This window comes from uncultured Friedmanniella sp. (assembly GCF_964244005.1).
Lineage (GTDB): Bacteria > Actinomycetota > Actinomycetes > Propionibacteriales > Propionibacteriaceae > Microlunatus.
Map to the genome: position 1 here is coordinate 1 of NZ_CAXTHG010000022.1, position 24,935 is coordinate 24,935.

The following is a 24,935-nucleotide window of genomic DNA, read 5'->3' on the forward strand; positions in this document are numbered from 1 at the left end:
TGAAACTCCTTCAGTTGAGAGGACCACTTACACAGACCATCTGACACGCCCGCGGTGAACGGCCGGTTCGGGCACAAAGATCTCGCCTCCATCCTGAACGCGCACCCGCCGACCACCACCCGCCAAGCCGGGGAGTCCCGTTCCCTGGCCCAAGGCACCCGCGGCTGGGCCCCGATCAGCCAACCCCAAGTCAGCCAACCCCAGGTCAGCCAACCCCAGGTCAGCCAGCCGGTCGACGGGCCGGCGGTGACCGAGTGACCGGGCGGCAGCGGGCGGGGCGGCCCGACACGCTCCAGGTGGACCGGTTCGACGTGGCGAACGCCTCGTTCTGGCTCGACATGGTCGCCTGCTGGCTCGACGACCCCGCCCACGCTTCCCAGCTCGCCGCCGACCTGTGGGATAACACCGTCGACGCCGGCGAGCCGTTGACGGTCATCGTCCGGCGGTCCGCAGGCGCCCTCCGGGCCGCGCTGACTGCCGACACCGACACCTCCCTGGACCTCCGGTGACCGCCGTTGGGTTGCCGGCCGACGTGGAGCAGCTGATGCGGCAGCTGAAGATGCCGTACGCCCGCGCGTTGGCGCCAGAGCTGATCGCGACCGCGAAAGCGCAACGGTGGGAACCGGTCGAGGTGATCAAAGCGTTGTTCGTCGAAGAGGTCACCGGCCGCGGCCGGTCCATGCTCGCCACCCGCCGCAAAGCGGCCGGGTTCCCGACCGGGAAAACCTTCGACGCCTGGGACGCCACAGCATCCTCGATCCCCGCCCCCACCCAACAGGCGTTGCGGACCCTGGAATGGGTCCACCGCCGCGAGAACCTCGTCGTCTGCGGCCCATCCGGGACCGGGAAGACGTTCTTCCTCGAAGCCCTCGGCCAAGCCGTGGTCGAAACCGGACGCAGGGTCGCCTGGTTCACCCTCGAACACCTCGGCGTCCTCGTCCGCGCCCACCGCACCGACGACACCGTCGCCCGGATCCTGCGCGCCGACCTGATCATCATCGACGACATCGGGCTCCTCCCCGTCGCCCACGACGCCGCCGAAGGGCTCTACCGCATCGTCGACGCCGCCTACGAGAAACGCTCCATCGCCCTCTCCTCGAACCTCCACCCCGCCGGGTTCGACGAGCTGATGCCGAAAACGTTGGCCACCGCCACCGTCGACCGGCTCCTCCACCACGCCCACGTCTGCCAAACCAACGGCGACTCCATCCGCCTCACCCAAGCCCTCACCGGGAAAGGAGTCACCGCCCTCACCTAACCCCCTCGATGGCCAGCCCCGCCAACCCGGTGGGCAGATCCGCTGGCCATCACCGGGCACTTCCCATGGCCACCGGTGGGCAGGATTACTGACCGCCAATGGGCAGAATCTCCTGGCCCTTGACACCTGCTCAGCGCAGCCGCCTCCTGGCGGGTAGCGGCCAGCTCGGCCCGCAGCTCCGCCGTCTCCGCGGCAAGCTCTCGGATTTCCAGCCGTCGGGAGCGTCTGCGGGTCACCTCCAAGAGGTCCGGCAGCACAACCGCCGCGACCAAGATCAGGTAGAGAACGACGCGGGGGTCCGTGAGCCCCAGCGGTTCGCAGAGCGTCACCACCCCCACTGCTCCCCGAACCACCTCCTGATGACAGACCGTCGGCGGCTCCGGCCACAGTGCGACGACGGCGAACCCGAGGAGTAGAACCACGGCAATCCGGCGTAGCTGTCGACCGACAGCGTAGCTCCGTCTCCTGGGCTTGCGGGCGGCTGCAGTGGTCACGGGGGGTCAGAGTGCCCGCTACCCCGGACACGACAGCGATCGCGGCTGCCCAACAGGCGGGGCGAGTGGTCGTCGTCGTCGGCTCCGAGGTGGGCAAGCTCGCATCGTCAGCAAACTTCGCGCACCAGGACCCGCTGCTGTCCCACCACTTGCTAGTCGACGAGCTGTCTTGACAGCACGGCTGACCGATGGCCGCGTTAACCGCACCCCGACGCCATGACGCCGCCCACATGCAACGGCGATCGATTGCAGCGTCCGGGTCGCAGGGCATCCTGGCCTCGTGACCGACACAGCCGCCAGCAAGCCTGGGGACCGAGCGCCACCGTCGTTCGACGGCTGCGCCGTATGGCCGTGGTTCTACTCCTCGGGTTCGCCGTCGTGGCTCTGTGGCCGGAGCCCCCGACGGTCGCTCGTTAGGAGGTGGCTCAAGGGGTGGTGGTGCCCTGCTCAAGCCGATGCGGTTCGCGGACGCGCGCGTGGGCTTCTACCTGCTCTTGATAGGGCTGGCTGTGCTACCGGACGCTCTGGCCCACGCAGTGCAACGACGCACGCGCCGGGTGGCAGTTCGAGCGCTCGCGGCGGAGGCGATGAGCTGCGAGCCGCGCTAGCCACCAACCGGCGAAAGGCGACAGCGCTGACCGAGTTGCTGACCGCCAGCCCTACGGGGCAGCAGCGCTCCGAGTCACGGCCCACCTTAAAAATCCCCGGGCTGACGCGGGCCTCACCTCAACCGGTCGTTGACGACGGAGCGTACCGCGGCTTGCCGAGCGCAGCGCGCCGCCCATCTGCACCTGGTCTCGGATGGCCTGCGCCATGCGTGTGACGACGGATGCCCGTGGGCGTCGATATGACTGGGGATCCGAGAACGATTCCTTGTCAGGCGGGGATCACCCTCGCCCGGCCGGGACTGGCCGCGGCTGCCGACGCCTAGTGCGGGTGGCGACCACACCTGCGAGCCCCACGGCGATGGCATACCCGCCCAGAGCGAGGCTGAGGCGGAGTCGGGAAGATGAGACACAGGGCTTCCAGTATTCGTAGAGCCCCGTCTTGGGGTTCCCGCCCATGAAGGCCCCGTCGATCGTGGGTAGGGGACATTCGGCGCTGCCGCTCACGGTGTCAGTGCCGACCTGAGCGCGGGCCGGCAGCAGCAGGACCATGGCGGGGATCACTACGCCGAGGACGACGGCAACCGCGAGTACCCGAGGTGCGGCGCCGCTGGCTGGCCCCTTCAGCACGCGGAAGGCGACGACTACAGCCGTAGCTGCGAGGGCAGCGAGAACCAACCACACGACGGCGGCGGGGATCGCACTCTCGGGGGCGGCGGGGAAGCCCGCTGCATCCATGGCAGTAGTCCTCTCGGCGGGGTGGTTACGTACGCAGCCCTAGGACCTTCCATTGAGTCCCGCCGCCCGACCTGAAATTGCTGATGACGGTGCTGGGAGGGACGTTGTGCCGGTTCCCGGACTTCTGCGAGTAGTAGGGGTGAGCTGAGGTCCGCTTCGTGACGATTATGACATGGTCCTTGATGCCGTCCCCGTACTTGGCGCCACCGACGTTCCAGTCGAAGTACGCGAGGTCGGCCAGGAAGCCGTCTTCCAAGTCGCTGAATGTCGACTTTCCGGCCTTGTCGTGAACCATGCGGTAGCTCTCCTCGGCGCGTGACCAGGAGTAGGTGAAGGTCCCGGGACCGGTCATGTTGTAGTCCCAGTAGTTGAGGTTGGCGCGATAGGGATAGGTGGTGTCACGGATTGGCCACCCGCCCACGTTCAGTGCCTGGGAGATGAAGTTGCTGCAATTGTTGCCCGCATCCCCGTACTTGGAGTTGAGTTGGTTGGCGTGCGCGTCGTCGGTCCACAAGGACGCGTAGTTCGCGACAGCCTGGTAGTTGAGAGTGGGATAGGCGGTTGCCTGAGCGCTGATCGACCCCGATTCCGCCTTGGAATTAGCCGGCGCCGCCCCGCCCCGCTTGCCTCGAAGCTGCCAGGCCGGGAGAGGAGTGGTGTCCTTCACGGTGGCGATGTCCGCCGCGGTCTCGGCCACCACCTGAAGTGGCGCGGTGGAGACGCCGGTGCTGCGGTCCTGCCGGACCACGATGGGTCCCTCGGTCTGCTCCACAGTGTCAAGTAGGTGATCGATGGTTTCGCCGCCAGTGAACGTGCTTCCATCGGCCTTGTCGGTCAGACGTACCGACACCCGCACCGAGACTCGGTAGCGGGCACCGGCGTCCGTCGGGGTTCGGGTGATGATCGAGGAGACTACGTCCATCCCGCCGACGGTGAGACCCGGGTCGTCCTCGTAAGCGGACAGAAAGCTGTCGAAGTAGTCATTGCCGATCGAGGTTGAGGACGCTGCGAGACGGGTGCTCGCCGGTGCCAGACGGGAGCCGGCCCCAGGCATGACGCCCTTCGAGCGATAGAACGCCGACACGGCCGATTCCTGGTCCGCGGTCACTCTTACCTTGTCCGCGTGGGCTGGGGTTGCTGATGTTGCGACCAGCGTTGCCGATACCAACACCAGCGCACCCGATAGACCTACGAGCCGACGTATCACAGCGATCCTCCGAGTCTGCTCCGAACCCCAGGTCGCATGCAGAACGTAGCAGCATTGCTGTCCGCGCTACAAGGGCTGCCAGCGCGACCAGAGTCCGCCGGGCACCCGGGAGAAAGGGAAAGTTGTTCCCTGACTTGTTTTGGGCCGGAACCCGGACACCCCAAGAAGACGGCAGTCGAAGGCAGAAGAATCGGGCAGCGGTGCCAGCCATTCTGACCGCAGACCGCCGACAGTTACATGGTCCGGGCATTGCTGGTGGCACCGTACGTCGTAGCCTCAGGGTTTGGGTGCCGCGCTCCCAGGGACGATCAATGGGGATTGCGGACGGGCCTGGACGTTGTTTGCCTGACCCCTAATCATCTCGCTCAGCTAGGCGGTGGCGAGATCGTTCAGCGCTTCATCCAAAGTTCGTCTCCACACAGCAGCGGTCTCGTGAGGTTCTCTGAGGTACTTGATCTCGATCGCCGCGGGGGCATACCTCGGAGGACGAGGCCTATGGCGTCAGCGCCGCCGGCGCGCCGCCGCTCTGCCTCTAGAATTGGGACTAATCGGCGACTCCCGCCGCCCTCAGAGCGTTCCGGCGCATGGCGGTCAAGAGTTTGTGCACCGCTTGCTCCGGGGCTGTGCGGAACTCCCTTGGTGCGGGTGCGGGTGCGGGTGCAGCGATGGGGACGTGTCGTTTGGCCATAGCCACCAGTGCACTGGGCGGATTCAACTGGTCGTCGCAACACCTCCGTGATCAAGGTGTTGCGACGACCAGTTGAATCCGCCGTGTGTGCGGGCTTCGGTGTGGTCGAGGAACATGAGGACTTCCCCGAACAAGGACTCGGGTTCGGCCTCCACGCGCACGTCGTCGGGGTTGCCGCTGTATCCGATCTCGGTGAAGGCGGGCGACTGCCACAGCACTGTCTGTCGCAGGCGGCCTCGTCGCATCTCGACGTTCCCGACCCGTTCGCTGCTGAGGAGCTCGTACTCGTGCGCCTCGAGGACGCCGGCGACCAGAGCGCTCCAGAGGTCGTCAGTGAGTGTGGCGAGCTCGGAGCGCAGGGGGTCTATGCGGTGCCCCAGAGGTCTGCCGCGGAACGCCGGACCGTCGATGCGCATGCTCCGGTGGCTGAGCATCGCATCGAGGCGGTGGGCGGTGAGAACGGAGTCGGTGGGGATGGAGACTGACACCTTCCTGCCTTGGTAGGTCTCCATCACGGCGTAGAAGTCGTCGCCCCAGGTCTGGTCAACGAAGTCGCGGGTGTCGATGGTGAGGAACTCGTCGACCGACTCGATGTAGGGGGTCACGTAGACAGGCTCGGGCGAGGCGTACCAGAACTTCAGGTGCTCGATCTCCACCTGGACGGCCAGGGTGTCCCTCGCCGCGAAAGCTTCTGGCGAGAGCGTGCTGGCCTGGATGCCCTTGAACTGAAACCAGACCCGCACCGAGGTGGCATGGAAGTACTTGCGCTCAAGTCCCTTGTTGTCGGCCTTGGTTCCCTCGACGTAATACTGCAGGCCGGTGTCGACGCCGAACCGGTCCTTGCTGTAGTCGATGGTGACGCCGCGGCCGGCCACGAGTGTCTCGAACTTCGCCATGTAGCGCTCTTCGAGCTCGTCGGCCGGGCCCATTCCCACCATGCGGCCAAATCTGGCTCAGAGCGCCACCGATTGCGGGCAGCCGTGTCGTTGACCGCCCGATGGGTTGCGGCTTGTAGCCGCGGCTGCCGCGCCTCAGACTGTGAGGCGGGGCGCTCAGCTCATTGGCTCTGGGCCCGAAAACAGGTCGAGGGCACCGCTGGTCGGATCATCGACGAAGGCTGCCACCACCCCGGCGGAGTGGCGATCACAGGTGTCGTAGCGGGAGCTGCGCGCAGGGCGGAACCTCGTTAGACGAGCGGACCGCCTGGACGCTGGACCCTCATCTAGCAGGCCTGCGGCCAGCCGCTCCAGTAAGCCATCCGGCGTCGCGTGAGCGCGGTCTGGCCGCTCGCGAGACGGTCGCTCCGTGGTCCGAAGTCCGCCACCACGTCGACCGGTCCCAGTCAGGGGGGCGGGCTGGTTAGCCTTGCCAGGGGCACCGAAGAAGGCCCTAGTTCTCGAGCGTGCCGCCTGGGGTTTCGGGACTGCATCGGTCCTTGTCAGGGGCTACTTCGTAACGGAGGTTGTGGACCCCCTGCCGCTTAGCGCGTGGACCCCTCCCGAGATCGGACCGGCTGCACGCCTGAGATCGGCTTTCGGGAACATGCCACCCACCCCTGGGGTCTTCGCAAGGATGTTGGGCAGATCGTCGCAGAATCGCCGTCCCCTCGGGGCGGCGGTTCGCGAGCCCCGGGGGACTGCTGTATCACCTTCCTCCTGCTGCGCCTCCAACTGACCGGCTGGGGCACGCCTGTTCGAACGCGTCTGTCAGGAAGTCCAGGACATCGCCACCGCCCTCCTTGGACAGACATCCATCCCCTCGGTCGGGGCGCCCGTCGAGGGTAGCCGGGCGGGGCTGTTGGGCTGCCCGAGTTGGCTCCCACGTCTCGGCTGACCGACTGAATGGGTCGGTCACGACCGCGTCACAGAACGCAGGACCTCATGGTTGCCAGCGCTCAAGAACTGCCCGGCAGGGTTCTGATCGAGATCAACAAGGAGGTCGGAATCCGCCTTCGACGAATTTCGGCGAGAAGGGCGTCACCAACCTCCTACGATTCGTTCGAGTTGTGGGCGGAGTGGCCGGTGGCGCTGCCAACGTGGCGTCCATGAGGATGATAGGCCGTTGGGCACGCTATCTCCGTGGCGGCCGGTTCCGTTGAGGTCCGCTCTGGTGATGGTCGACCGAAGCTCGGTGCAGCGAGGTCATCGCGTCGCTGGCGCCTAACCCAGCCTCCCGTTAGTCAGTTGAGGGTCGGGAGACCTTCGAAAGCGTCGGTCATCCTGGCCAGATCGCGTTCAGGGATTCCGTTGCTCGCGGCAGAGGTCCGCCATCCCTTGGTGGCGTCCCGTACCTCTCCAAGCACCTGGTTGGCCTCTTGGCCGGTGAGTCCAAAAGTTGCCGCCGACGCCATCAGGCCGTCGATCTCCTCGTCGCGGGAGTGTGCGGCCCCGATCCCGATCTCGCGTTCTTTCGCGGTGTCGGGGTTGGGGTTGACGTCGAACACCGGCGAGAGCGTCCAGCCGGCTCGGCCGCGGAGGAACCCGTGGTTGCGCAGATGGTCGTCGGTGTTGTGGATGGCTACGGAGAACGCGACTCGACGCCACAGCTCGGCCAAGTCCTGCTTGACGGTGACGTCGCCGTGCTCGGTCAGGGCCTCGGCGATGTCGACGTAGTCGAATTGGTCACTGCTGCCCTCACGCGCGGTCAGCAAGGTCATCGCTGACATGTAGGGGATGCGGCCCCCGCTCGGCGCGGTCGAAACGGTCGAGCAGGAGAACCGCCTTGCCGTTGATGCGTCGCAGACTCCGGCTCGGGACGCGGATCCCGGCTCGTTCCGCCAGATCGAGAGCGGTCTTCTCCCAGGCGATGACGTCCCACTCGTCGCGCGGGCTGGCGAACTTCGCAATCAGCAGCCGGTTGCCGTCGCGCACCGACGCCTTGGGTCGAGCGCCGCCCAACGATCCGGTGCCGGCGTCGAGGAGCTCCTTGTCCGCACCGAGATCGTCCTCGTCGAGCTCGACCTGCTCGGCGGCGTGCAGGAGGCGGGGCAGCTCGAGGAGCTTGGGGACGTCGGAGTCCTCGGCGAGGAACGGACCCTGTGGTCCGCTGTCCGGCTCGGTGAACCTGAATGCCCCTTGCCGGGTGCAGTCGGTGACTCCCAGCAGGTAGTCGATCTCGGTGACGTCGCGCTGGGTGCGGGCTGCAACCTCGTCCAGGCCGCGCAGCCGCTTCCGGATGAGGTTGCATCCCCACCGGTCCGGGGCGCAGTCGGCGAAACAGTAGGGCAGGCCGTCCGCGACGGCGTGCTGGCCGGAGAACAGGGGAAGGGACGGGTCCAGCGGGAAGGCCGTGGTCCGGTCGGCCAGGTAGGTCTGGTCGTAGCGAAACGTCGTCGCCACTCCGCGACGTTTGGCGGCGATGTAGGCACGCCCGACGAGCAGGTCTGCGGTGGGCGTCGTGAGGTAGACGTCGATGCTCCGGCTCATCGACGGACCCGCTTCGGCAGCTCGAGGTGTTGCTCGGCGAGGGACTGGCCGAGGGCGGTCTCGAACGGGTTCATCCCCTCGAGCACGAAGTCGAGTGCGCCCAAGACCCGGCACACCTCGAGGAAGACGTCGAGGCCGACCGTGGCCTCGCCGTGCTCGAGCTTGCGCAGGGTGTTGCGCGTGATGCCGGCCCGGTCGGCTACCTGTTCAGCGGTCAGCCCTTAGAGGCGACGGAACGTGAGGAGGTACTCACCCAACGTGCGTGCGGTGCGCTGGGCTTTGCGGGAAAGCGGTCGCGTCGGCACTACGTCCTCCGGGGTCTTATGGTGAATCAAGTGCTCATCGTACCGCTCAACGTGGTGAGCACCGTGATCTTTAGATTGGCACCGGTTGGCTCTCGTCCTGCGCCCCTTGTCGACTGCCGCGCGCTCCACCCCGGGCGCAAGAGCAGGTGGGGGTCGCGGCAGCGGGAGCCGGAGCGGTGTCGGCAGAATCTAGGCTGACGCAGATGGAGCTCGAGTTCACCGGTGAGGTCTGGTACTGGCGGGGACCGTCGCCGTTCCACTTCGTCACGGTGCCGGCGGCCGAAAGCGCTCAGCTGCAGGCGGTGGCGGCGGCAGTGACCTACGGCTGGGGCGTGCTCCCGGTGACCGCGAGGGTGGGGCCGACGAGCTGGTCGACGTCGCTCTTCCCCAAGAACGGCGGCTATCTGGTGCCGGTCAAGGCGTGGGTACGCACGGCTGAGGGCATCGACCTCGGCGACACCGTCACCGTTCGGCTGAGCATCGACGTCTGACCCTCACGTCGAGGTCCGCAGTTCAGGTTGGCAGTCGCAGCCCCCTGCGCTCGACCAGCTCGGCGGGAGCGGTCAGCCGCCAGGCCTCGTACGTCAGCTCCGCGAGCTCAGCGCGGTCGATCAGGGCCAGGTGCACCACCACCCAGCCCATGGAGCCAGCGGTGAACTGGACCTCGAAGACGTCGGGCCGCTCGGCCACCAGGGCCAGCTGTTCGGCGAGCGGCTGCTTGAGCCCGACCGTCTGGGTGGGCAGCCAGAGGTAGCCGAAGCCGTGCCCGCGTACGAGCAGCTGGATGTAGCGGCCGTGGTCGGCCTGCTGCACGTCCTCCAGCTGCGCGACCAGCTCGAGGAAGTCATCGCTGGTCACCCCCATGCCGATATCGAACCACCGCGGGCTGGCATAGGGTCGGGCGACGTGACCTCGTCCCCCGTCTCCGGGTCGACGCGGCGGCGTTCGGCTACGTTGAACCGGCCGCTGGCGCTGCTCGTGGCCGGCACCTACTTCATGGAGAACCTGGACGGCACGATCATCGCGACGGCTGCCCCGGCGATCGCCCGGGACCTGCACGTCGACCCGGTCGACGTGAACCTGGCCATGACGGCCTACCTGGTCACGATCGCCGTCGGCATCCCCATCAGCGGCTGGTTGACCGACCGGTTCGGCGGCCGCCGGATCCTGCTCACCGCGATCGCGGTCTTCACCGTGGCGTCGGTGCTGTGCGCCGTCAGCGTGAACCTGCCGATGCTGGTGGCGATGCGCGTCCTGCAAGGGGTGGGCGGAGCGCTGATGGTGCCGGTCGGTCGACTCGTCGTGCTGCGCGTCACCGACAAGCGGGACCTGCTCGACGCGATGGCCTACCTGACCTGGCCGGCGCTGGTCGCGCCGGTGGTCGCGCCGGCCCTCGGCGGGCTGATCACCACCGCGGCCAGTTGGCACTGGATCTTTCTGCTGAACGCACCGCTCGGCGTGGTGGCGCTCGTCGTCGCCCTCCGCGTCGTCCCGGCCTTGGAGGGCACGACGGTACCGCCGCTGGACTGGACCGGTTTCGTCCTCGTCGCCGGCGCCTTGGCGGCGCTGCTGGTCGGTCTCGAGCTGGTCGGACCGCGCGGGGGCGGCGGCCTGGCCGCGGGCGCTACCCTCGCCGGCGCGGTGGCCCTCGGGTTCGCCACGGCGGTCTGGCTGCGACGCGCCGCGCACCCGCTGCTGCGGTTCGCCGCGCTGCGACTGCCGTCCTTCCGGGTGAGCAACCTCGGGGGCGGGGTCTACCGGATGGTCATCAGTGCGGTGCCGTTCCTGCTGCCGCTGATGTTCCAGGTCGGCTTCGGCTGGAGCCCCGTGCGGGCGGGTCTGCTCGTGCTCCTGCTCTTCCTCGGCAACGTCGCGATCAAGCCGGCGACCAGTCCGCTGATCCGGCGATTCGGTTTTCGTACGGTGCTGATCGCGAGCATCGCCGGCGGACTGCTCGCCTTGGTGGCGATCGCCTGGATCCGGCCGACGACGCCACTGCCGGTGGTCGCAGCCGTCCTGGTGCTGAGTGGGGTCTTCCGCTCGGTGGGCTTCAGCGCGTACAACTCGCTGCAGTTCGCCGACGTCGAGCAGTCCGCGATGACCGAGGCCAACACGCTGGCCTCGACCCTGCAGCAGGTGGCGATCGGCCTCGGGGTGGCTCTCGGCGCGGTCGTGCTGCGGCTCGTCGACGTCACCGCCGGAGTGGGGCGGCTCGGACCGGTGGTGCCGTACGGCATCGCGTTCGGGGTGCTGGCGGCGCTGATGCTGCCGTCGTTGGTGGCGGCGCTGGCGCTGCACCGGTCGGCGGGCAACGAGGTCGCCGGTCGCTGACGGGGTCGCGACCCACCCCGGGCCCGGGCCTTGGGTAAGGATGGGCGGGTGCCCGACCCGTACCTCCCGCCGATCCGCCAGCCCGTCCGCACGATCGGGCGTCAGAGGTTCGACTTCTCCCGCCAGATTGTCGTGATGGGCATCGTCAACCGGACGCCGGACTCGTTCTACGACCAGGGCCGGACCTACGCCCTCGATCGGGCGGTCGACGCCGCTTTGGCGGCCGCGGCGGCCGGCGCCGGGTGGGTCGACGTCGGCGGGGTGCCGTTCTCACCCGACACGCCTGAGGTCGGCGAGTCCGAAGAACTGGACCGGGTGCTGCCGGTGGTCACCGCCGTCGCCGCAGCCAGCGACATCGTGATCTCCGTCGACACGTTCCGGCCCGCCGTGGCCGCCGCCGCCATCGCGGCGGGGGCGGCTGTCGTCAACGACACCACCGGCCTGCACCACCCCGAGCTGGCCGACGTCGTGGCCGGCTCGCAGGCGACGGTCGTGGTGACCCACAGCCGGGCCGAACCCCGCCGGCCCTTCCCGCGGCCGACCTATGCGGACGTGGTGAGCGAGGTCAAGTCGTTCCTGGCCGATCGGGTGCAGCTGGCGCTGGACCACGGAGTCCCGGAGGAGCGGATCGTGATCGACCCGGGGCACGACCTGAACAAGAACACGCTGCACACCCTCGAGCTGACCCGGCGGCTGTCCGAGATCGCCGACCTGGGCCTGCCGCTGCTGGCCGCGGTGTCGAACAAGGACTTCGTGGGGGAGTCGACCGGACTGGCCAAGGCCGATCGAGGGGCGCCGTCGATCGCCGCCGCGACCGCGTGCGCGCTGGCCGGGTCACGGCTCTGGCGGATGCACGACGTCGGCTCGGCGGTCGCCGCAGCCCGGCTGGTCGAGGCGGTGCTGGGGCTGCAGGTGCCCACCGACCTGCGGCACAACATGAGTTGAACGTCCGGTGTTGTCCGTCCCGGTTCGAGTGTTGTCCGTCAGGTCAGGGGCCCGCTCTACGAACGTGTGTTCGATAGCGTGAAGGCATGTTCGACGAGGAAGACCAGATCGACAAGAAAGACCAGATCGACAAGAAAGACCAGATCGACAAGAAAGACGATGGGCGTCGGTCAGTCGCTGCCGGCAGACACCTCGGCCAGCAACAGAGCGAGCTCGCGCGCCCGGACGGGCTTGCTGAGATAGCTGTCCATCCCGGCGGCAGCGCAGGCGTCGCGGTCCTCGACCAGGGCGCTCGCCGTCATGGCGACGATGTAGGGCCGCGAGCCCTCAGACTGCGACACGATCCGCCGGGTCGCCTCGAGCCCGTCCATCTGAGGCATCTGGACGTCCATCAGCACCACGTCGTAGGTGCTGCTCTGCACGGCCTCGACGGCTTCCCGACCGGTGCTGACGGTGTCGACGCTGTAGCCGAGCCGGTCGAGCATGAGCTGGGCAACGCGCTGGTTGACCAGGTTGTCCTCGGCGAGCAGTACCCGCAGGGGAGAGGCGGCCGGCGTCAGGTCGGCGCCGGAGGTCACCCGTGCGTCCTGCTGGACGTTCTTCTGCTCGAGCAGCGTCACCAAGACGTCGCGGACCTGGCCGCTCTTGGCCGGCTTGTTGAGGTAGGCCGCGAACACGTCGTCGGACCCGGTGGGCCGGTTGCCGACGCTGGTCAACAGCAGCAGGGGGGCGTGCTCGAGGCCGGGCTTCCGGCGCAACGTGCGCCCCAGCTCGACGCCGTCCATCTCAGGCATGTTCATGTCGAGCACGGCCACGTCGTACCGCAGGCCGTCGGCGACCATCTCCAGTGCGGCGACCGGCGCGAGGGCGGTACGGCAGGTCATGCCGAGCCCGCTGAGCTGCAGGTCGAGGATCCGGAGGTTGGTGGGGTTGTCGTCAACCAGCAGTACCGAGCGCCCGACCAGCGAGCTGACGGCGGCGTTGAGCCCCGACTCCTCGGGTTCGACCTGCGGGCCGACCTCCAACAGCAGGGTGCAGGTGAAGGAGGAGCCCACGCCGGGCTTGCTCGTGGCCGTGATGGCACCGCCCATCGCATTCGCGAGGCGCTGGCTGATCACCAGGCCGAGCCCGGTGCCGCCGTAGACCCTGGTGGTCGAGGTGTCTACCTGGCTGAACGACTTGAACAGCTGCTCGAGCCCACGCTCGTCCATGCCGATACCGGTGTCGCTGACCGTGATCGCCACCTCGGCCCGATTGTCGGGCCGCGGGGTGGAGCTCACCGTGACCAGGACGTCGCCTCGCTCCGTGAACTTCACGGCGTTGGACAGCAGGTTGACCAGGATCTGCCGGATGCGTACGACGTCGCCGCGAATCTGGACGGGGCAGTCGTCCTCGACGTAGCAGACGAGGTCCAGCCCCTTGCGGGTAGCGACGGCGACCACGAAGTCCAGGCAGTTCTCGATCTCCGTTCGCAGGGTGAACAGCTCTGCCTCCAGCCGCAGCTCACCGGCTTCGATCTTGGAGAAGTCGAGGATGTCGTTGATCACCGCCATCAGCGCGTCGCCGCTGGTCCGGATGGTGTCCACGAACTCGCGCTGCTGCTCGTCGAGCGGGGTGTCCAGCAGCAGGTCGGTCATCCCGATCACGGCGTTCATCGGGGTGCGGATCTCGTGGCTCATGGTGGCCAGGAACGCCGACTTGGCCGCGTTGGCGGCCAGCGCGGCGTCGCGGGCGCTGGTGACCAGCTCGGCCACCCGGGTGCGCTCGGTGATGTCGGTCGCGATGCTGCAGGTGGCGTAGACGGTGCCGTTGCTGTCGGTCAAGCCGAATTTGGTCACCTCGTAGGTCCGCAGCCCGTCCGGCCCGACGTGGGTAGCCTCCACCTGGATCGGCCCCTCCTGGGCGCGCTGGTCGTAGTCGCGCCACCGGTAGGAGGGGTCGGGATCCAACGCGTCGATGGTCTTCCCTATCAGCTCGGCCTCGGTCGTCCCGAAGATGTGCGTGAAGGTCTCGTTGACCATGAGGAAACGGCCCTCCAGGTCCTTGACCGTGATCAGCGAGGTGCTGTTGCGGATCACCGACCGCAGCATTGCGGCGTTGGCGTCCCGCTCGGCCTCGGCCGTCACCCGCGCCTGGCTCAGGGTCTGTTCGGCCTCGAGGGCTTCCAGTCGTTGCTTCTGGGCAAAGGAGTCGAAGAGGAGGGCCTGGATCAGCAGCCGCCCGTAGGAGTGGCGATTGACGACGAAGTAGAACGCGACAGCGGCGAGCAGGACCTGCCAGGACGCCAGCCACCAGATGTTGGGTCGCCTGGCGGCAAAAGCAGGTCCGTCGGTGCCGAGCAGGTTGATGACCTGCCACGACACCTGCAGGATCCGTTGGAGTCCCAGGAGGAGGGTGACGGTGACGACAGCCATCGCGAGGCGGTTGGTCCGCAGCTGGTTCAGTCGATACAGCCGCAGCACGATCAACACGGCCATGACAACAGTGCACAGGCCCACGACGGCGTTCGCCATCATGCTGACCTGCCACCACATCAACCCGTCGAAGGGGCCATCGCGCACCCGGGACCTACCTTCCGTGATCCCGAGGACGCTGAGGCTACCTCACTGGAGCCTGACGCGGGAGGACGCGCGTGTACTGGTGCGCCTCGGCTCTCCTCGCGGCACGGTGGGTGCCCAGAACTAGGCTGCCCGCCATGCAAGCGGCTGAGCAGCGGAGCGGGGCGTGGGACCGGACCCGCGTGCTTGCCCTCGCACCCGATGACTCCGCCCAGCGAGCAGCGTCCGCGGTGCCCTCGAGCAGCTGGCAGGAGCTGGGTTGTACGGACCGCTCGCTGCTGTGGGGGGTCTGTCGGGGCAGTGGTTCCCGGCCGTACGAGGTGGTCGTCGACCCGGCAGCGCCGGCGTACGGCTGCAGCTGCCCGAGCCGGAAGTCACCGTGCAAGCACGCGCTCGCGCTGCTACTGCGGTGGAGTGCCGGCGACCTGCCTGAGGGCGCGCCGACGGCGTTCGCCGAGCGGTGGCGGTCCGGCCGCGCCGGGCCCGCAGCCGAGGCGGTCGAGTCTCGCCCGGCCGGCACCCTCGCTGACCCGGCCGCCGCGGCGGCCCGGGCGGTCGCGCGCCGCCAGCGGGTCAGTGACGGCCTGGACGAGCTGTCGGTCTGGCTGGGCGACCAGCTGCGGGGCGGGCTGGCCCAGATGGAACGGGCCGGGTACGCCGCCGTCGACACCGTCGCCGCCCGGATGGTCGACGCGCAGGCGCCCGGGGTGACGTCGCTGTTGCGCGCGCTGCCCGCCGAGCTGACGTCCGAGGGCTGGCCGGGGCGGGTGCTCGAGCAGCTGGCCGCGCTGCACCTGCTCGTCCAGGCTCACCGGTCCCTGGACGCACTGCCGGACGGCCTTGCTGCGACCGTACGCGCGCGGATCGGCTATCCGACCGCGAAGGCTGAGGTGCTCGCGGGCCCCGGCGTCGACGACGAGTGGTGGGCGGTCGGCCAGCTGGATGCGGTCGAGGCGCGGCTGGAGACTCGACGGGTGTGGCTCTGGGGTCGGCACAGTCGGCGCTGGGCCCTCTGGCTGACCTTCGCCGTTCCGGGCCAGGCGCCCGACAGCACGGTCACCGCGGGCGAACGGCTGCTAGGGCGGTTGCACTACTACCCGGGGTCGGGCCAGTACCGCGTGGTGGTGGGTGAACGGCGCGACGCCGCCGACCTCGGTGAGCTGGCGATGCCGCCGGCGGAGTCGGTGCCGCAGTCTCGGGCCCGGTTCGCGGCGCTGCTCGCCGCCGACCCGTGGGCGAACCGGATGCCGGCGGTGCTGCGGGTCACGCCCGTGCCGCCGGAGCGGACAGAGCCATGGCGGCTGCGCGACGGTGACGGCTGGTACCGGGAGGTGGTCGGTCCCGAGCTGTCCCTCTGGTCACTGCTGGCGGAGTCCCGCGGCCGGGAGGTCGCGGTCGTCGTCGAGTGGACCGACGCCGGGGTTCGGCCGCTGGCCGTCCTCGACGACGCCGCTGCTCGCCACGGCGCGGTGACTGCGGTCCGGGCGGTGTCCTGACGTGCCAAACGGAAACGAGCTGGACTGGGGAGAGCTGGTGACGACAGCGTTGCTGGGGACCGACCGTCGACCGGTGGTCACGACGTCGGGCCTGCTCGACGAGGCGGCTCGGCACCGCGCCAGCAGCCGGTCCGCACCGCCGTTGGCGCGCTGCCCGGCGCCGCCCCGCGCCCCTGAGCTCGAGCGCCCCGAGGCGCCCGTGCCGGCCCAGGAGCTGCTCGACGGCCTGCTCGGGCGGCCGGTGGCCGAGCTGGTGAACGGGTGGCTCGCGGCGGCCGTGGCGGCCCAGGTGCTGGCCGCGCCCCGGCACTGGGCCGCCCTGGCCGCCCTCGCCGCCAACCGCCCCGACTACGACCGGCGGCTGCTGGCCCTGGCCCTCGGACGGGCGGGCAGCTGGTTCCTCGACCAGAACCCGGCCTGGAGCCGGCTCGCCGAGTCTGTCCGGCGCACGCTGGCGCAACCGCCGACCGAGGCTGAGCCCGGACCGAACGACGACGGCAGTAACCGGGCCTGGGCCGACGCGAGCGTCGTGCCGGGCGAGGCGGAGGTGCGGGCCCGGCCCGAAGCGGCCCTCGCGGTCGCGGCACCCTGGCCGCGCCCGCTCACGGTTGCGGCCCTGCGGGTGGTGCTCAGCGGTCAGCTCGGCTGGCGGGCGGCCACGTACGGTTCAGCGGTCGGCGCCCGGATGGCGGTGGCCGACGCCGACCTCCTCCAGCAGGCGACGGAGGCGCTGGGGATCGTCGACGGCCGCGGTGCCCCACCGGGCGCGCGGCTGGTCCAGGACGCCGTGGCGGCGGCCACCCGATCGGTCCAGGCCCGGGTCGAGATCGCCCGCTCCTTCACTCCCAGCAGTCAGGAACCCGATGAGCACGCGTGACCCCGACCCGGCCGACCCGCGCCAGCAGCCGAGTCCGCCGGAGGCGCTGCGGCCGCACGCCGAGCAGGTGTACGCCGAGGAGCTGACCGCGCTGGCGGCCGATGACGACCGACCGCGTCCGCCGCAGTGGCGGCTCTCGCCGTGGGCGGTGGTGACCTACCTGATGGGCGGCACGCTGGCCGACGGCACCGTGATCAGCGCCAAGTACGTCGGGTCCCGCCGACTGATGGAGGTCGCGGTCGCCACGCTCGCGACGGACCGGGCCCTCCTGCTGCTCGGCGTGCCCGGCACGGCCAAGTCGTGGGTGTCGGAGCACCTCGCCGCGGCGGTGTCCGGCCGGTCCACGCTGCTGGTCCAGGGCACGTCCGGCACCACCGAGGACGCCATCCGCTACGGCTGGAACTACGCGCGGTTGATCGCCGAGGGTCCGAGCCCGGCCGCGCTCGTCCCCTCACCGGTGATGGTGGCGATGCGGACCGGGACGATCGCCCGGATCGAGGAGCTCACCCGGATCCCGGCCGAGGTGCAGGACGCGCTGATCACGGTGCTGTCGGAGAAGACACTGCCGATCCCCGAGCTCGGCGACGAGGCGCAGGCGCTCAAGGGCTTCAACGTCATCGCCACCGCCAACGACCGCGACAAAGGGGTCAACGAGCTCTCTTCGGCCCTGCGTCGCCGATTCAACACCCTCGTCCTGCCGCTACCCGAGCACGAGGAGGACGAGGTGGCGATCGTCGCGAGCCGGGTAGCGGCGATGGCCACCAGCCTCGAGCTGCCCGAGGTGCCGCCGGCGCTGGAGGAGATCCGCCGTGTGGTCCAGGTGTTCCGTGAGCTGCGGTCCGGGGTCAGCGCGGACGGCCGGACCCGGGTCAAGAGCCCGACGGCCACCCTGTCCACCGCCGAGGCGATCTCGGTCGTGACCAGCGGGCTGGCCCTGTCGGCCCACTTCGGCGACGGTCAGCTGCGGCCGAGCGACATCGCAGCCGGCATCGTCGGCGCCGTGGTCAAGGACCCGGTCTCCGACCAGGTCGCCTGGGATGAGTACCTCGAGGTGATCGTCCGCGACCGGGAGGGCTGGGCGGACTTCTACGCCGCCTGCCGCGACGCCACGTGAGCGTGCTGGAGGAGGCCGAGGATGCCCACGCCGAGGTCGACGAGCCCGAGGCGCGGGTCGAGGTCTTCGGGATCCGGCACCACGGGCCGGGTTCGGCGCGCTCGCTGCTGACCGCGCTCGAGGACTACCAGCCCGACGTGGTGCTGATCGAGGGGCCGGCCGACGCCGACCCCGTGCTGGGCTGGGCCGCCGCGGCGGGCACGGAACCCCCCGTCGCGCTGCTGGCCTACGCCGCGGACGCGCCGGCGGTATCGGCGTTCTGGCCGTTCGCCGTCTTCTCCCCGGAGTGGCAGGCGCTTCGCTGGGCCCAGACGCACGACGTGGAGGTCCGGATGTGCGACCTGCCGGCCGCGCTGACCCTCGCCCCCCGTCCCGCCGACCTGCTCGACGACGGCGAGCCCGAGGTGTCACCGCCGGAGCTCGACCCGTCCGACCCGAGGCGCTGGGCCCGGTCGGACCCGCTGCGCGCCCTGGCCGAGGCGGCGGGGTACGACGACGCCGAGCGTTGGTGGGACGACGTGGTCGAGGGGCGGCCCTCTCTCGGCGACACCGACGGGTCGTCGCCGTTCCCGCTGCTGGTCGAGGCGATGGCCGAGCTGCGGCAGGAGGTGGAGACGGCGACCGGCCGCGGTGCCCCCTACTCCTCAGCCCAGCACGAGGCCCGCCGCGAGGCGTACATGCGCCAGACGATCCGCGCCGCGCTCAAGCGCCGCCGCCGCCGCGTCGCCGTGGTCTGCGGCGCCTGGCACGCCCCGGCGTTGACCCTGCCGCTGCCGCCCGCGGTGGCCGACACCCGGGCGCTGCGCGGCGCGGCCAAGCGCAAGGTCACCCTGACCTGGGTGCCGTGGACGCACACGCACCTGGCCAGCGCTCTCGGCTACGGCGCGGGGATCACCTCACCCGGCTGGTACGCCCACCTGTGGAGCGCGAACGACGCGCCGGTGGTGCGCTGGCTGACCAAGGTCGCCCACGCGCTGCGCCGGCACGACCTCGTAGTCTCCAGCGCACACGTGATCGAGGCCGTCCGGCTCGCCGAGACCCTGGCCGCGCTGCGCGGCCGGCCCCTCGCCGGGCTGGCGGAGGTCCAGGAGGCGACCCGGGCCGTGCTGTGCGACGGCGACGAGGGCGCGGTCCGGTTCGTCACCACCGAGCTGGTGGTCGGCGAGGCGCTGGGAACGGTCGACGACCGGGTGCCGATGGTGCCACTGGAGGCCGACCTCGTCGCCACCTGCCGACGGCTGCGGGTCCGACGCGAGCCACACCCACGTGCCTTCGACCTCGACCTGCGCAAGCCCACGGACCAGGCCCGCTCGCAGCTGTTCCACCGACTGCAGCTGCTGGAGATCGGCTGGGTCACCCCGGCCGAGAGCACGGTCGAGAGCCAGGGCACGTTCCGTGAGACCTGGACGGCGAGCTGGCAGCCGGTCTTCTCCGTCGACCTCGTCCGCGCCGCCGTCTGGGGGACCACTGTGGTGGGCGCCGCCACCGCCCGGGTGCTCGACCGGCTGACCGGTAGCAGCCTGGTCGAGCTCACCCGTACGGTCGAGCACTGTCTGCTCGCCACCCTGCCCGAGGCGCTGAGCCGGCTGCTCGAGGTGCTGGCCGAGCGGGCGGCGCTCGACGCCGACGTCGTGCACCTGATGGACGCCCTGCCGGCGCTAGCCCGGGCCCAGCGCTACGGCGACGTCCGCGGGACCGACACCACGGCGTTGCGGGAGGTGCTCGTGGTGCTGCTCGTCCGGATCTGCGCCGGCCTGCCGCAGGCTGTCGCCGGGCTTGACGACGAGACGGCCGCCCTGATGCGGCAACGCTTCGACCGGGTCGGTACCGCGGTCGGGCTGCTGGCCGACGAGGACTTCCGCGAACGCTGGCTCGCCACGCTGGCCGGCCTGGTCGACCGACGCGACGTCCACGGCCTGCTGGTGGGCCGGGTGGTCCGGCTGCTCGTCGACGCCGAGCGCCTCGACGACGTCGACGTACGGGTCGACCGTGCCCTCTCCCATGGCGTGGACGCCCGCGCCAAGGCCGCGTGGGTGGACGGCTTCTTCGCCGGCGGGGCGCTGCTGCTGATCCACGACCCCCCGCTGCGCCAGCTGCTCGACCGCTGGGTCTGCGGGCTGGACGACGCCGAGTTCGCCGACCTGCTGCCGCTGGTCCGACGGACGTTCGGCACCTTCAGCCCGGCCGAACGCCGCTCCATCGCCGGCCGGCTCACCGCGGGTGACCGTCCCGCGCCGGCGGTGACCGAGCCCCAGCCCGACCTCGACGCCGACCTGGCGGCGCCGGCGCTGGCCACCGTCGACGCGATCCTCGCGGCCCGATGAGCACCTCCGAGGCGGCCAGTGAGGACCTGGCCGAGGACGGACGCCGTCGCCGCTGGCGGCTGCTGCTCGGCGAGGCGGCCGAGGAGGCGATGGAGAGCCAGCTGAGCCCGCTCGAGATCGGGATGGACCGGGCGCTGGCGGCCCTCTACGACGGCGAGCAGACCGGCGAGCGTGGTACGCCCCGACGCGCCGGCGGGCTGGGCTCGTCCGCCCCGGGCGTGGCCCGCTGGCTCGGCGACATCCGCACCTATTTCCCGACCAGCGTCGTGCAGGTGATGCAGCGCGACGCGATCGACCGGCTGCAGCTCACCTCGATGCTGCTCGAACCCGAGCTGCTCGACTCGGTCCAGCCCGACGTGCACCTGGCCGCCACCCTGGTCGGGCTCAGCCAGGTGATGCCCGAGACGACCCGTCGGACCGCCCGGCTGGTCGTCGGCAGGGTGGTCGCCGAGATCGAGCGACGGGTGGCTCAGCACACCGTCGCCGCCGTCCGCGGCGCCGTCAGCCGGGCCAGCCGGACCCGCCGGCCCAAGCTGGCCGACATCGACTGGCCCGCCACCATCAGCCAGAACCTCCAGCACTACCTGCCCGAGCAGCGGACGATCGTCCCGGAACGGCTCGTCGGCTACGGCCGGCGCAGCTCGGCGGTCGCCCGGGACGTGATCGTGGCGATCGACCAGTCCGGGTCGATGGCGGAGTCGGTGGTCTACGCAGCCGTCTTTGCCGCCACCCTGGCCTCGCTGCGGACGGTCCGTACCTCGTTGGTGGCCTTCGACACCGAGGTCGCCGACCTGACCAGCCGGTTGGCCGACCCGGTCGACGTGCTGTTCGGCTGCCAGCTGGGCGGCGGCACCGACATCAACCGCGCCCTCGCGTACTGCCAGTCGCTGGTCAGCCGGCCAGAAGACACCCTGCTGGTGCTCATCTCCGACCTGTTCGAGGGCGGCATCGCCGAGGAGATGCTGCGTCGGGTCGCCCGGCTGCTGGCCGACGGCGTCACCGTCGTCGTGCTGCTGGCCCTGTCGGACTCGGGGACCCCGAGCTTCGACTCCGAGCACGCCGCCGCGCTCGCCGCCCTCGGCGTCCCCGCGTTCGCGTGCACGCCGGACCAGTTCCCCGATCTGTTGGCCGTCGCCCTGAGCCGCGGCGACGTCGGCCTCTGGGCCGCCCGGACGGCCGTCGAGCAGGCGGTGGCCCCGTGACCTGATCCGGCCCGAGGCGAGAGGACGGCACCGTGAGAAGATGCCGAGCGTGGCTGCGCTTCCGTCGGTGTCGTACTCGATCACGGTGCGCTTGGAGGTGCCGGCGGGCGGGGGGTCGGTGTCCGCGTTGACCTCGGCGGTCGAGGGGGCGGGCGGTACCGTCACCGCGCTGGACGTCACGGCGTCGGGGCACGAGCGGCTGCAGATCGACGTCACCTGCGCGGCCCGGAACACCGACCACGCCGACGAGCTGGTCGCGGTGATGCGGTCCGTGCCGGGCGTCACGATCGGCAAGGTCTCCGACCGCACCTTCTTGATGCACCTCGGCGGCAAGATCGAGATGCGCTCCAAGCACCCGATCCGCAACCGTGACGACCTGTCGATGGTCTACACCCCCGGCGTGGCGCGGGTCTGTCTGGCGATCGCCAAGAACAAGGAGGACGCCCGCCGGCTCACCTCCAAGCGGAACAGCATCGCGGTGGTGACCGACGGGTCGGCGGTGCTCGGCCTCGGCAACATCGGGCCGGAGGCGGCGCTGCCGGTGATGGAGGGCAAGGCGGCACTGTTCAAGCGGTTCGGCGACATCGACGCCTGGCCGTTGTGCCTGGACACCCAGGACGTGGACGAGATCGTCACCGTGGTGAAGGCGATCGCGCCGGGCTTTGCGGGCATCAACCTGGAGGACATCTCGGCGCCGCGCTGCTTCGAGGTCGAGGCGCGGCTGCGCGAGCAGCTCGACATCCCGGTCTTCCACGACGACCAGCACGGGACGGCGATCGTGGTCGTGGCAGCGCTGTACAACGCGCTGCGGGTGGTCGACAAGCAGATCGATCACGTCAAGATCGTCATGTCCGGCGCCGGTGCGGCCGGGACCGCCATCATCAAGCTGCTGCTCGCCGCCGGCGCGACCGACGTGGTCGTAGCCGACATCGACGGCGTGGTGCACGCCGGCCGGCCCGGGATCACCGGCGAGCTGGCCTGGCTGGCCCAGCACACCAACGCGACCCAGGTCACCGGCTCGCTGACCGACGCCGTAGTGGGGGCGGACGTGTTCGTCGGGGTGTCGGCGCCGAACCTGCTGACCGGGGAGGACATCTCCCAGATGGCGCCCGGGGCGATCGTCTTCGCGCTGGCCAACCCCGAGCCCGAGGTCGACCCGATCGAGGCGATGAAGCACGCCGCGGTGGTGGCGACCGGACGCTCGGACTTCCCCAACCAGATCAACAACGTGCTCGCGTTCCCCGGCGTCTTCCGCGGGCTGATCGACGCCCGGTCCTCAGAGATCACCTCCACCATGCTGCTGGCGGCCGCCCAGGCTCTGGCCGGGGTGGTGAGCGACGAGGAGCTCAACCCGGCCTACATCACCCCCAGCGTGTTCAACCCGGCCGTGCACACCGCCGTCGCCACCGCCGTCCGCCGCGCCGCGGGCGGGCCGGCCGAGCTCCCCGTCGACCCGGACGCCGTCCCGTAACCGATGACCGACGGGCGGGACGAGCCGAAGGGACGGGTCGGGCTGGCTGGGCTGGTGGGGCGGGACTGGCGGATCGTCGGCGTGCTCGCGGGCGTGTCGGTCCTGCTGCAGGGCTGGGGCCTGTACCGGGTGGCCGGGCCGCCCACGCCGCAGTGGTTCCCCCAAGCCGACAAGCTGGAGCACGCGGCCGGCTTCGCCCTGCCCACCGTCTTGGTGCTGCTGACGCTGCACGTACGGAGCCGCGCGCACGGCGGCCAGCTGTCCCGTCGAGCGATCGGGTGGGTGGTGGCCGCTTTCGGGGTCCACGCCGTGCTGAGCGAGATCATCCAGCACGTCGGCTACACCACGCGCACCGGTGACCCGGTCGACGTCCTGGCCGACGGCACCGGGACGGTGGTCGGCGCGCTGACCGCGGTGGCCCTGCTGCGCCGGTCCCGGGTGGCGGGCCGATGACCGAGCGGGAGCCGGCACCCGGCAACCTGCTGGTCGCGAGCGTGCTGCTGGCCGACGGCGTCTTCAACTCCACCGTCGTCCTCGTGCTCGACTGCGACGCCGACGGCGCGCTGGGGGTGATCCTGAACGAGATCTCCCAGACTCCGCTGGACGCGGTGCTGCCCGACTGGGTCGGCAGTGTCTCCGAACCCCGGCTGCTCTTCCACGGCGGTCCGGTCTCGCCCAACGGCGCCATCTGCCTCGCCAGCGTGGCCAGCCCGGGAGAGGAGCCGCCCGGGTGGCGGCCGCTGTTCGACACGGTCGGTCTGCTGCACCTCGACACGCCCATCGAGATCGTCGCCGGTGCGTACCGGGACCTGCGCATCTTCGCCGGGTACGCCGGCTGGTCCGCCGGCCAGCTGCAGGGCGAGATCGCCCAGGGCATGTGGCACATCGCCGCCGCTGAGTACGACGACGTCTTCGGCACCCGGCCGCTCGAGCTGTGGCGCACCGTGCTGCGCCGGCAACGCAGCGAGATGGCGTACTTCTCGACCTGGCTGGAGGATCCTGACCTGAACTAGTGCCGTGCCCCCGCGCCGTGGTCGTCGGATCGACGCCACCACCCTCCTAGGATCACGTTCTGGCCACGAGGCTTTATGGTGGTGCTGAGTTTTGCGGGGGATGGGCGTGCCGGATAAACGCGCCGGGGCGGAACGGCGAGGGGAGAAATAGTGTCGGAAGCGACCAGGAATACGGGTGCGCGCAGCCGGGTGTTGGTGGTGGACGACGACGCCGCGCTCGCCGAAATGCTCTCCATCGTGCTCCGCAACGAAGGCTATGAGCCGATCTGGTGTGCCTACGGCGACAAAGCCGTCACCATCTTCCGCGAGGCTCGGCCCGATCTGGTGCTGCTCGACCTGATGCTGCCCGGCCGGGACGGTGTCGACGTCTGCCGCGAGATCCGGCTCGAGTCCGGGGTGCCCATCATTATGTTGACGGCGAAGACCGACACGATCGACGTCGTCGAGGGGCTCGAGGCCGGGGCTGATGACTACGTGTCCAAGCCGTTCAAGGCCAAGGAGCTGGTGGCTCGGATCAAGACCCGGCTGCGCCGGCCGGCCGGGCCGGATGACTCCGAGCTCGAGACGCTGCGGATCGGCGACCTGTCGATCAGCGTGGACGGTCACTCGGTCAAGCGGAACGGGATGCCGATCCAGCTCACCCCGCTCGAGTTCGACCTGTTGCTCGCGCTTGCCCGCCGGCCCTGGCAGGTGTTCAGCCGCGAGACGCTGCTGGAGCAGGTGTGGGGCTACCGGCACGCGGCCGACACCCGGCTGGTGAACGTCCACGTCCAGCGGCTGAGGTCCAAGATCGAGCGCGACCCGGAGCGCCCCGAGATCGTGGTCACCGTCCGCGGCATCGGCTACAAAGCCGGCGAGACCGTCCAAGCCTGACCTGCGACTGT

Annotated in this window: 19 protein-coding genes and 2 pseudogenes; 15 read left to right on the top strand and 6 right to left on the bottom strand. The window is 70.1% G+C overall.

Features of this window, described 5'->3' with window-relative positions; genetic code table 11:
- The first annotated feature begins 54 nt into the window (after positions 1 to 54).
- The 3 genes from ACFE76_RS14145 to ACFE76_RS14155 are packed head-to-tail and all read left to right on the top strand — an operon-like array spanning position 55 to position 1,258.
- A complete protein-coding gene (locus ACFE76_RS14145) occupies positions 55 to 258 on the top strand; it encodes a hypothetical protein (RefSeq protein WP_375432406.1) in 204 nt (67 codons plus the stop codon).
- Positions 255 to 509: a hypothetical protein gene (locus ACFE76_RS14150; protein WP_375432407.1), complete on the top strand. Its 255-nt coding sequence runs from the start codon at positions 255 to 257 to the stop codon at positions 507 to 509. Before ACFE76_RS14145 ends, ACFE76_RS14150 begins: the two co-directional genes overlap by 4 nt.
- A 35-nt stretch (positions 510 to 544) precedes the next feature.
- On the top strand, positions 545 to 1,258 hold the full coding sequence (locus ACFE76_RS14155; protein WP_375432474.1) for an ATP-binding protein: 714 nt from the start codon (positions 545 to 547) through the stop codon (positions 1,256 to 1,258).
- A gap of 1,862 nt (positions 1,259 to 3,120) precedes the next feature.
- On the opposite strand, the gene ACFE76_RS14160 is transcribed toward ACFE76_RS14155, so the two are convergent.
- The 4 genes and pseudogenes from ACFE76_RS14160 to ACFE76_RS14175 all read right to left on the bottom strand — a co-directional run.
- The gene (locus tag ACFE76_RS14160) at positions 3,121 to 4,203 is read right to left on the bottom strand and encodes an amidase domain-containing protein (RefSeq protein WP_375432408.1); all 1,083 of its coding nucleotides are present in this window, start codon (positions 4,201 to 4,203) and stop codon (positions 3,121 to 3,123) included.
- A gap of 810 nt (positions 4,204 to 5,013) precedes the next feature.
- Positions 5,014 to 5,928 carry a hypothetical protein gene (locus ACFE76_RS14165; protein ID WP_375432409.1) on the bottom strand — a complete coding sequence of 305 codons (915 nt, stop codon included), beginning with the start codon at positions 5,926 to 5,928 and terminating at the stop codon, positions 5,014 to 5,016.
- 1,241 nt (positions 5,929 to 7,169) lie between these two features.
- Positions 7,170 to 8,415: pseudogene (locus tag ACFE76_RS14170) on the bottom strand (type II toxin-antitoxin system HipA family toxin).
- Between the two features lie 107 nt (positions 8,416 to 8,522).
- Positions 8,523 to 8,633: pseudogene (locus tag ACFE76_RS14175) on the bottom strand (helix-turn-helix domain-containing protein); the annotation flags it as partial.
- 290 nt (positions 8,634 to 8,923) lie between these two features.
- Between ACFE76_RS14175 and ACFE76_RS14180 the strand changes: the two are divergent.
- The gene (locus ACFE76_RS14180; RefSeq protein ID WP_375432410.1) at positions 8,924 to 9,211 is read left to right on the top strand and encodes a DUF1905 domain-containing protein; all 288 of its coding nucleotides are present in this window, start codon (positions 8,924 to 8,926) and stop codon (positions 9,209 to 9,211) included.
- Between the two features lie 22 nt (positions 9,212 to 9,233).
- On the opposite strand, the gene ACFE76_RS14185 is transcribed toward ACFE76_RS14180, so the two are convergent.
- Positions 9,234 to 9,584, bottom strand: coding sequence for an MmcQ/YjbR family DNA-binding protein (locus ACFE76_RS14185; protein ID WP_375432411.1), 351 nt, complete (start codon positions 9,582 to 9,584; stop codon positions 9,234 to 9,236).
- Positions 9,585 to 9,626: 42 nt separating this feature from the next.
- On the opposite strand from ACFE76_RS14185, the gene ACFE76_RS14190 reads away from it, so the two are divergent.
- Together ACFE76_RS14190 and folP are read left to right on the top strand one after the other, a co-directional pair.
- A complete protein-coding gene (locus ACFE76_RS14190) occupies positions 9,627 to 11,051 on the top strand; it encodes an MFS transporter (RefSeq protein ID WP_375432412.1) in 1,425 nt (474 codons plus the stop codon).
- A 48-nt stretch (positions 11,052 to 11,099) separates the two neighbouring features.
- A complete protein-coding gene (gene folP / locus ACFE76_RS14195; RefSeq protein WP_375432413.1) occupies positions 11,100 to 11,996 on the top strand; it encodes a dihydropteroate synthase in 897 nt (298 codons plus the stop codon).
- Between the two features lie 170 nt (positions 11,997 to 12,166).
- On the opposite strand, the gene ACFE76_RS14200 is transcribed toward folP, so the two are convergent.
- The gene (locus ACFE76_RS14200; protein ID WP_375432414.1) at positions 12,167 to 14,557 is read right to left on the bottom strand and encodes a response regulator; all 2,391 of its coding nucleotides are present in this window, start codon (positions 14,555 to 14,557) and stop codon (positions 12,167 to 12,169) included.
- 134 nt (positions 14,558 to 14,691) lie between these two features.
- On the opposite strand from ACFE76_RS14200, the gene ACFE76_RS14205 reads away from it, so the two are divergent.
- The 9 genes from ACFE76_RS14205 (at position 14,692) to mtrA (ending at position 24,924) form a co-directional block, all read left to right on the top strand.
- A complete protein-coding gene (locus ACFE76_RS14205) occupies positions 14,692 to 16,050 on the top strand; it encodes an SWIM zinc finger family protein (protein WP_375432415.1) in 1,359 nt (452 codons plus the stop codon).
- Between the two features lies 1 nt (position 16,051).
- Positions 16,052 to 16,927, top strand: a complete 876-nt coding sequence (locus tag ACFE76_RS14210) for a hypothetical protein (protein ID WP_375432416.1) — start codon at positions 16,052 to 16,054, stop codon at positions 16,925 to 16,927.
- Positions 16,914 to 18,041, top strand: coding sequence for an AAA family ATPase (locus ACFE76_RS14215; RefSeq protein ID WP_375432417.1), 1,128 nt, complete (start codon positions 16,914 to 16,916; stop codon positions 18,039 to 18,041). The genes ACFE76_RS14210 and ACFE76_RS14215 overlap by 14 nt, the downstream gene beginning before the upstream one ends.
- Positions 18,038 to 20,365: a DUF5682 family protein gene (locus ACFE76_RS14220; protein WP_375432418.1), complete on the top strand. Its 2,328-nt coding sequence runs from the start codon at positions 18,038 to 18,040 to the stop codon at positions 20,363 to 20,365. The genes ACFE76_RS14215 and ACFE76_RS14220 overlap by 4 nt, the downstream gene beginning before the upstream one ends.
- On the top strand, positions 20,362 to 21,567 hold the full coding sequence (locus tag ACFE76_RS14225) for a VWA domain-containing protein (protein ID WP_375432419.1): 1,206 nt from the start codon (positions 20,362 to 20,364) through the stop codon (positions 21,565 to 21,567). The genes ACFE76_RS14220 and ACFE76_RS14225 overlap by 4 nt, the downstream gene beginning before the upstream one ends.
- Before the next feature lie 40 nt (positions 21,568 to 21,607).
- Complete coding sequence (locus tag ACFE76_RS14230; RefSeq protein WP_375432420.1) at positions 21,608 to 23,038, top strand: NAD-dependent malic enzyme; 1,431 nt, start codon at positions 21,608 to 21,610, stop codon at positions 23,036 to 23,038.
- 3 nt (positions 23,039 to 23,041) lie between these two features.
- Positions 23,042 to 23,491 carry a hypothetical protein gene (locus tag ACFE76_RS14235; protein ID WP_375432421.1) on the top strand — a complete coding sequence of 150 codons (450 nt, stop codon included), beginning with the start codon at positions 23,042 to 23,044 and terminating at the stop codon, positions 23,489 to 23,491.
- Complete coding sequence (locus tag ACFE76_RS14240) at positions 23,488 to 24,051, top strand: YqgE/AlgH family protein (protein WP_375432422.1); 564 nt, start codon at positions 23,488 to 23,490, stop codon at positions 24,049 to 24,051. Before ACFE76_RS14235 ends, ACFE76_RS14240 begins: the two co-directional genes overlap by 4 nt.
- A 150-nt stretch (positions 24,052 to 24,201) precedes the next feature.
- Complete coding sequence (gene mtrA / locus ACFE76_RS14245) at positions 24,202 to 24,924, top strand: MtrAB system response regulator MtrA (RefSeq protein ID WP_375432423.1); 723 nt, start codon at positions 24,202 to 24,204, stop codon at positions 24,922 to 24,924.
- The last annotated feature ends 11 nt before the right edge of the window (positions 24,925 to 24,935 follow it).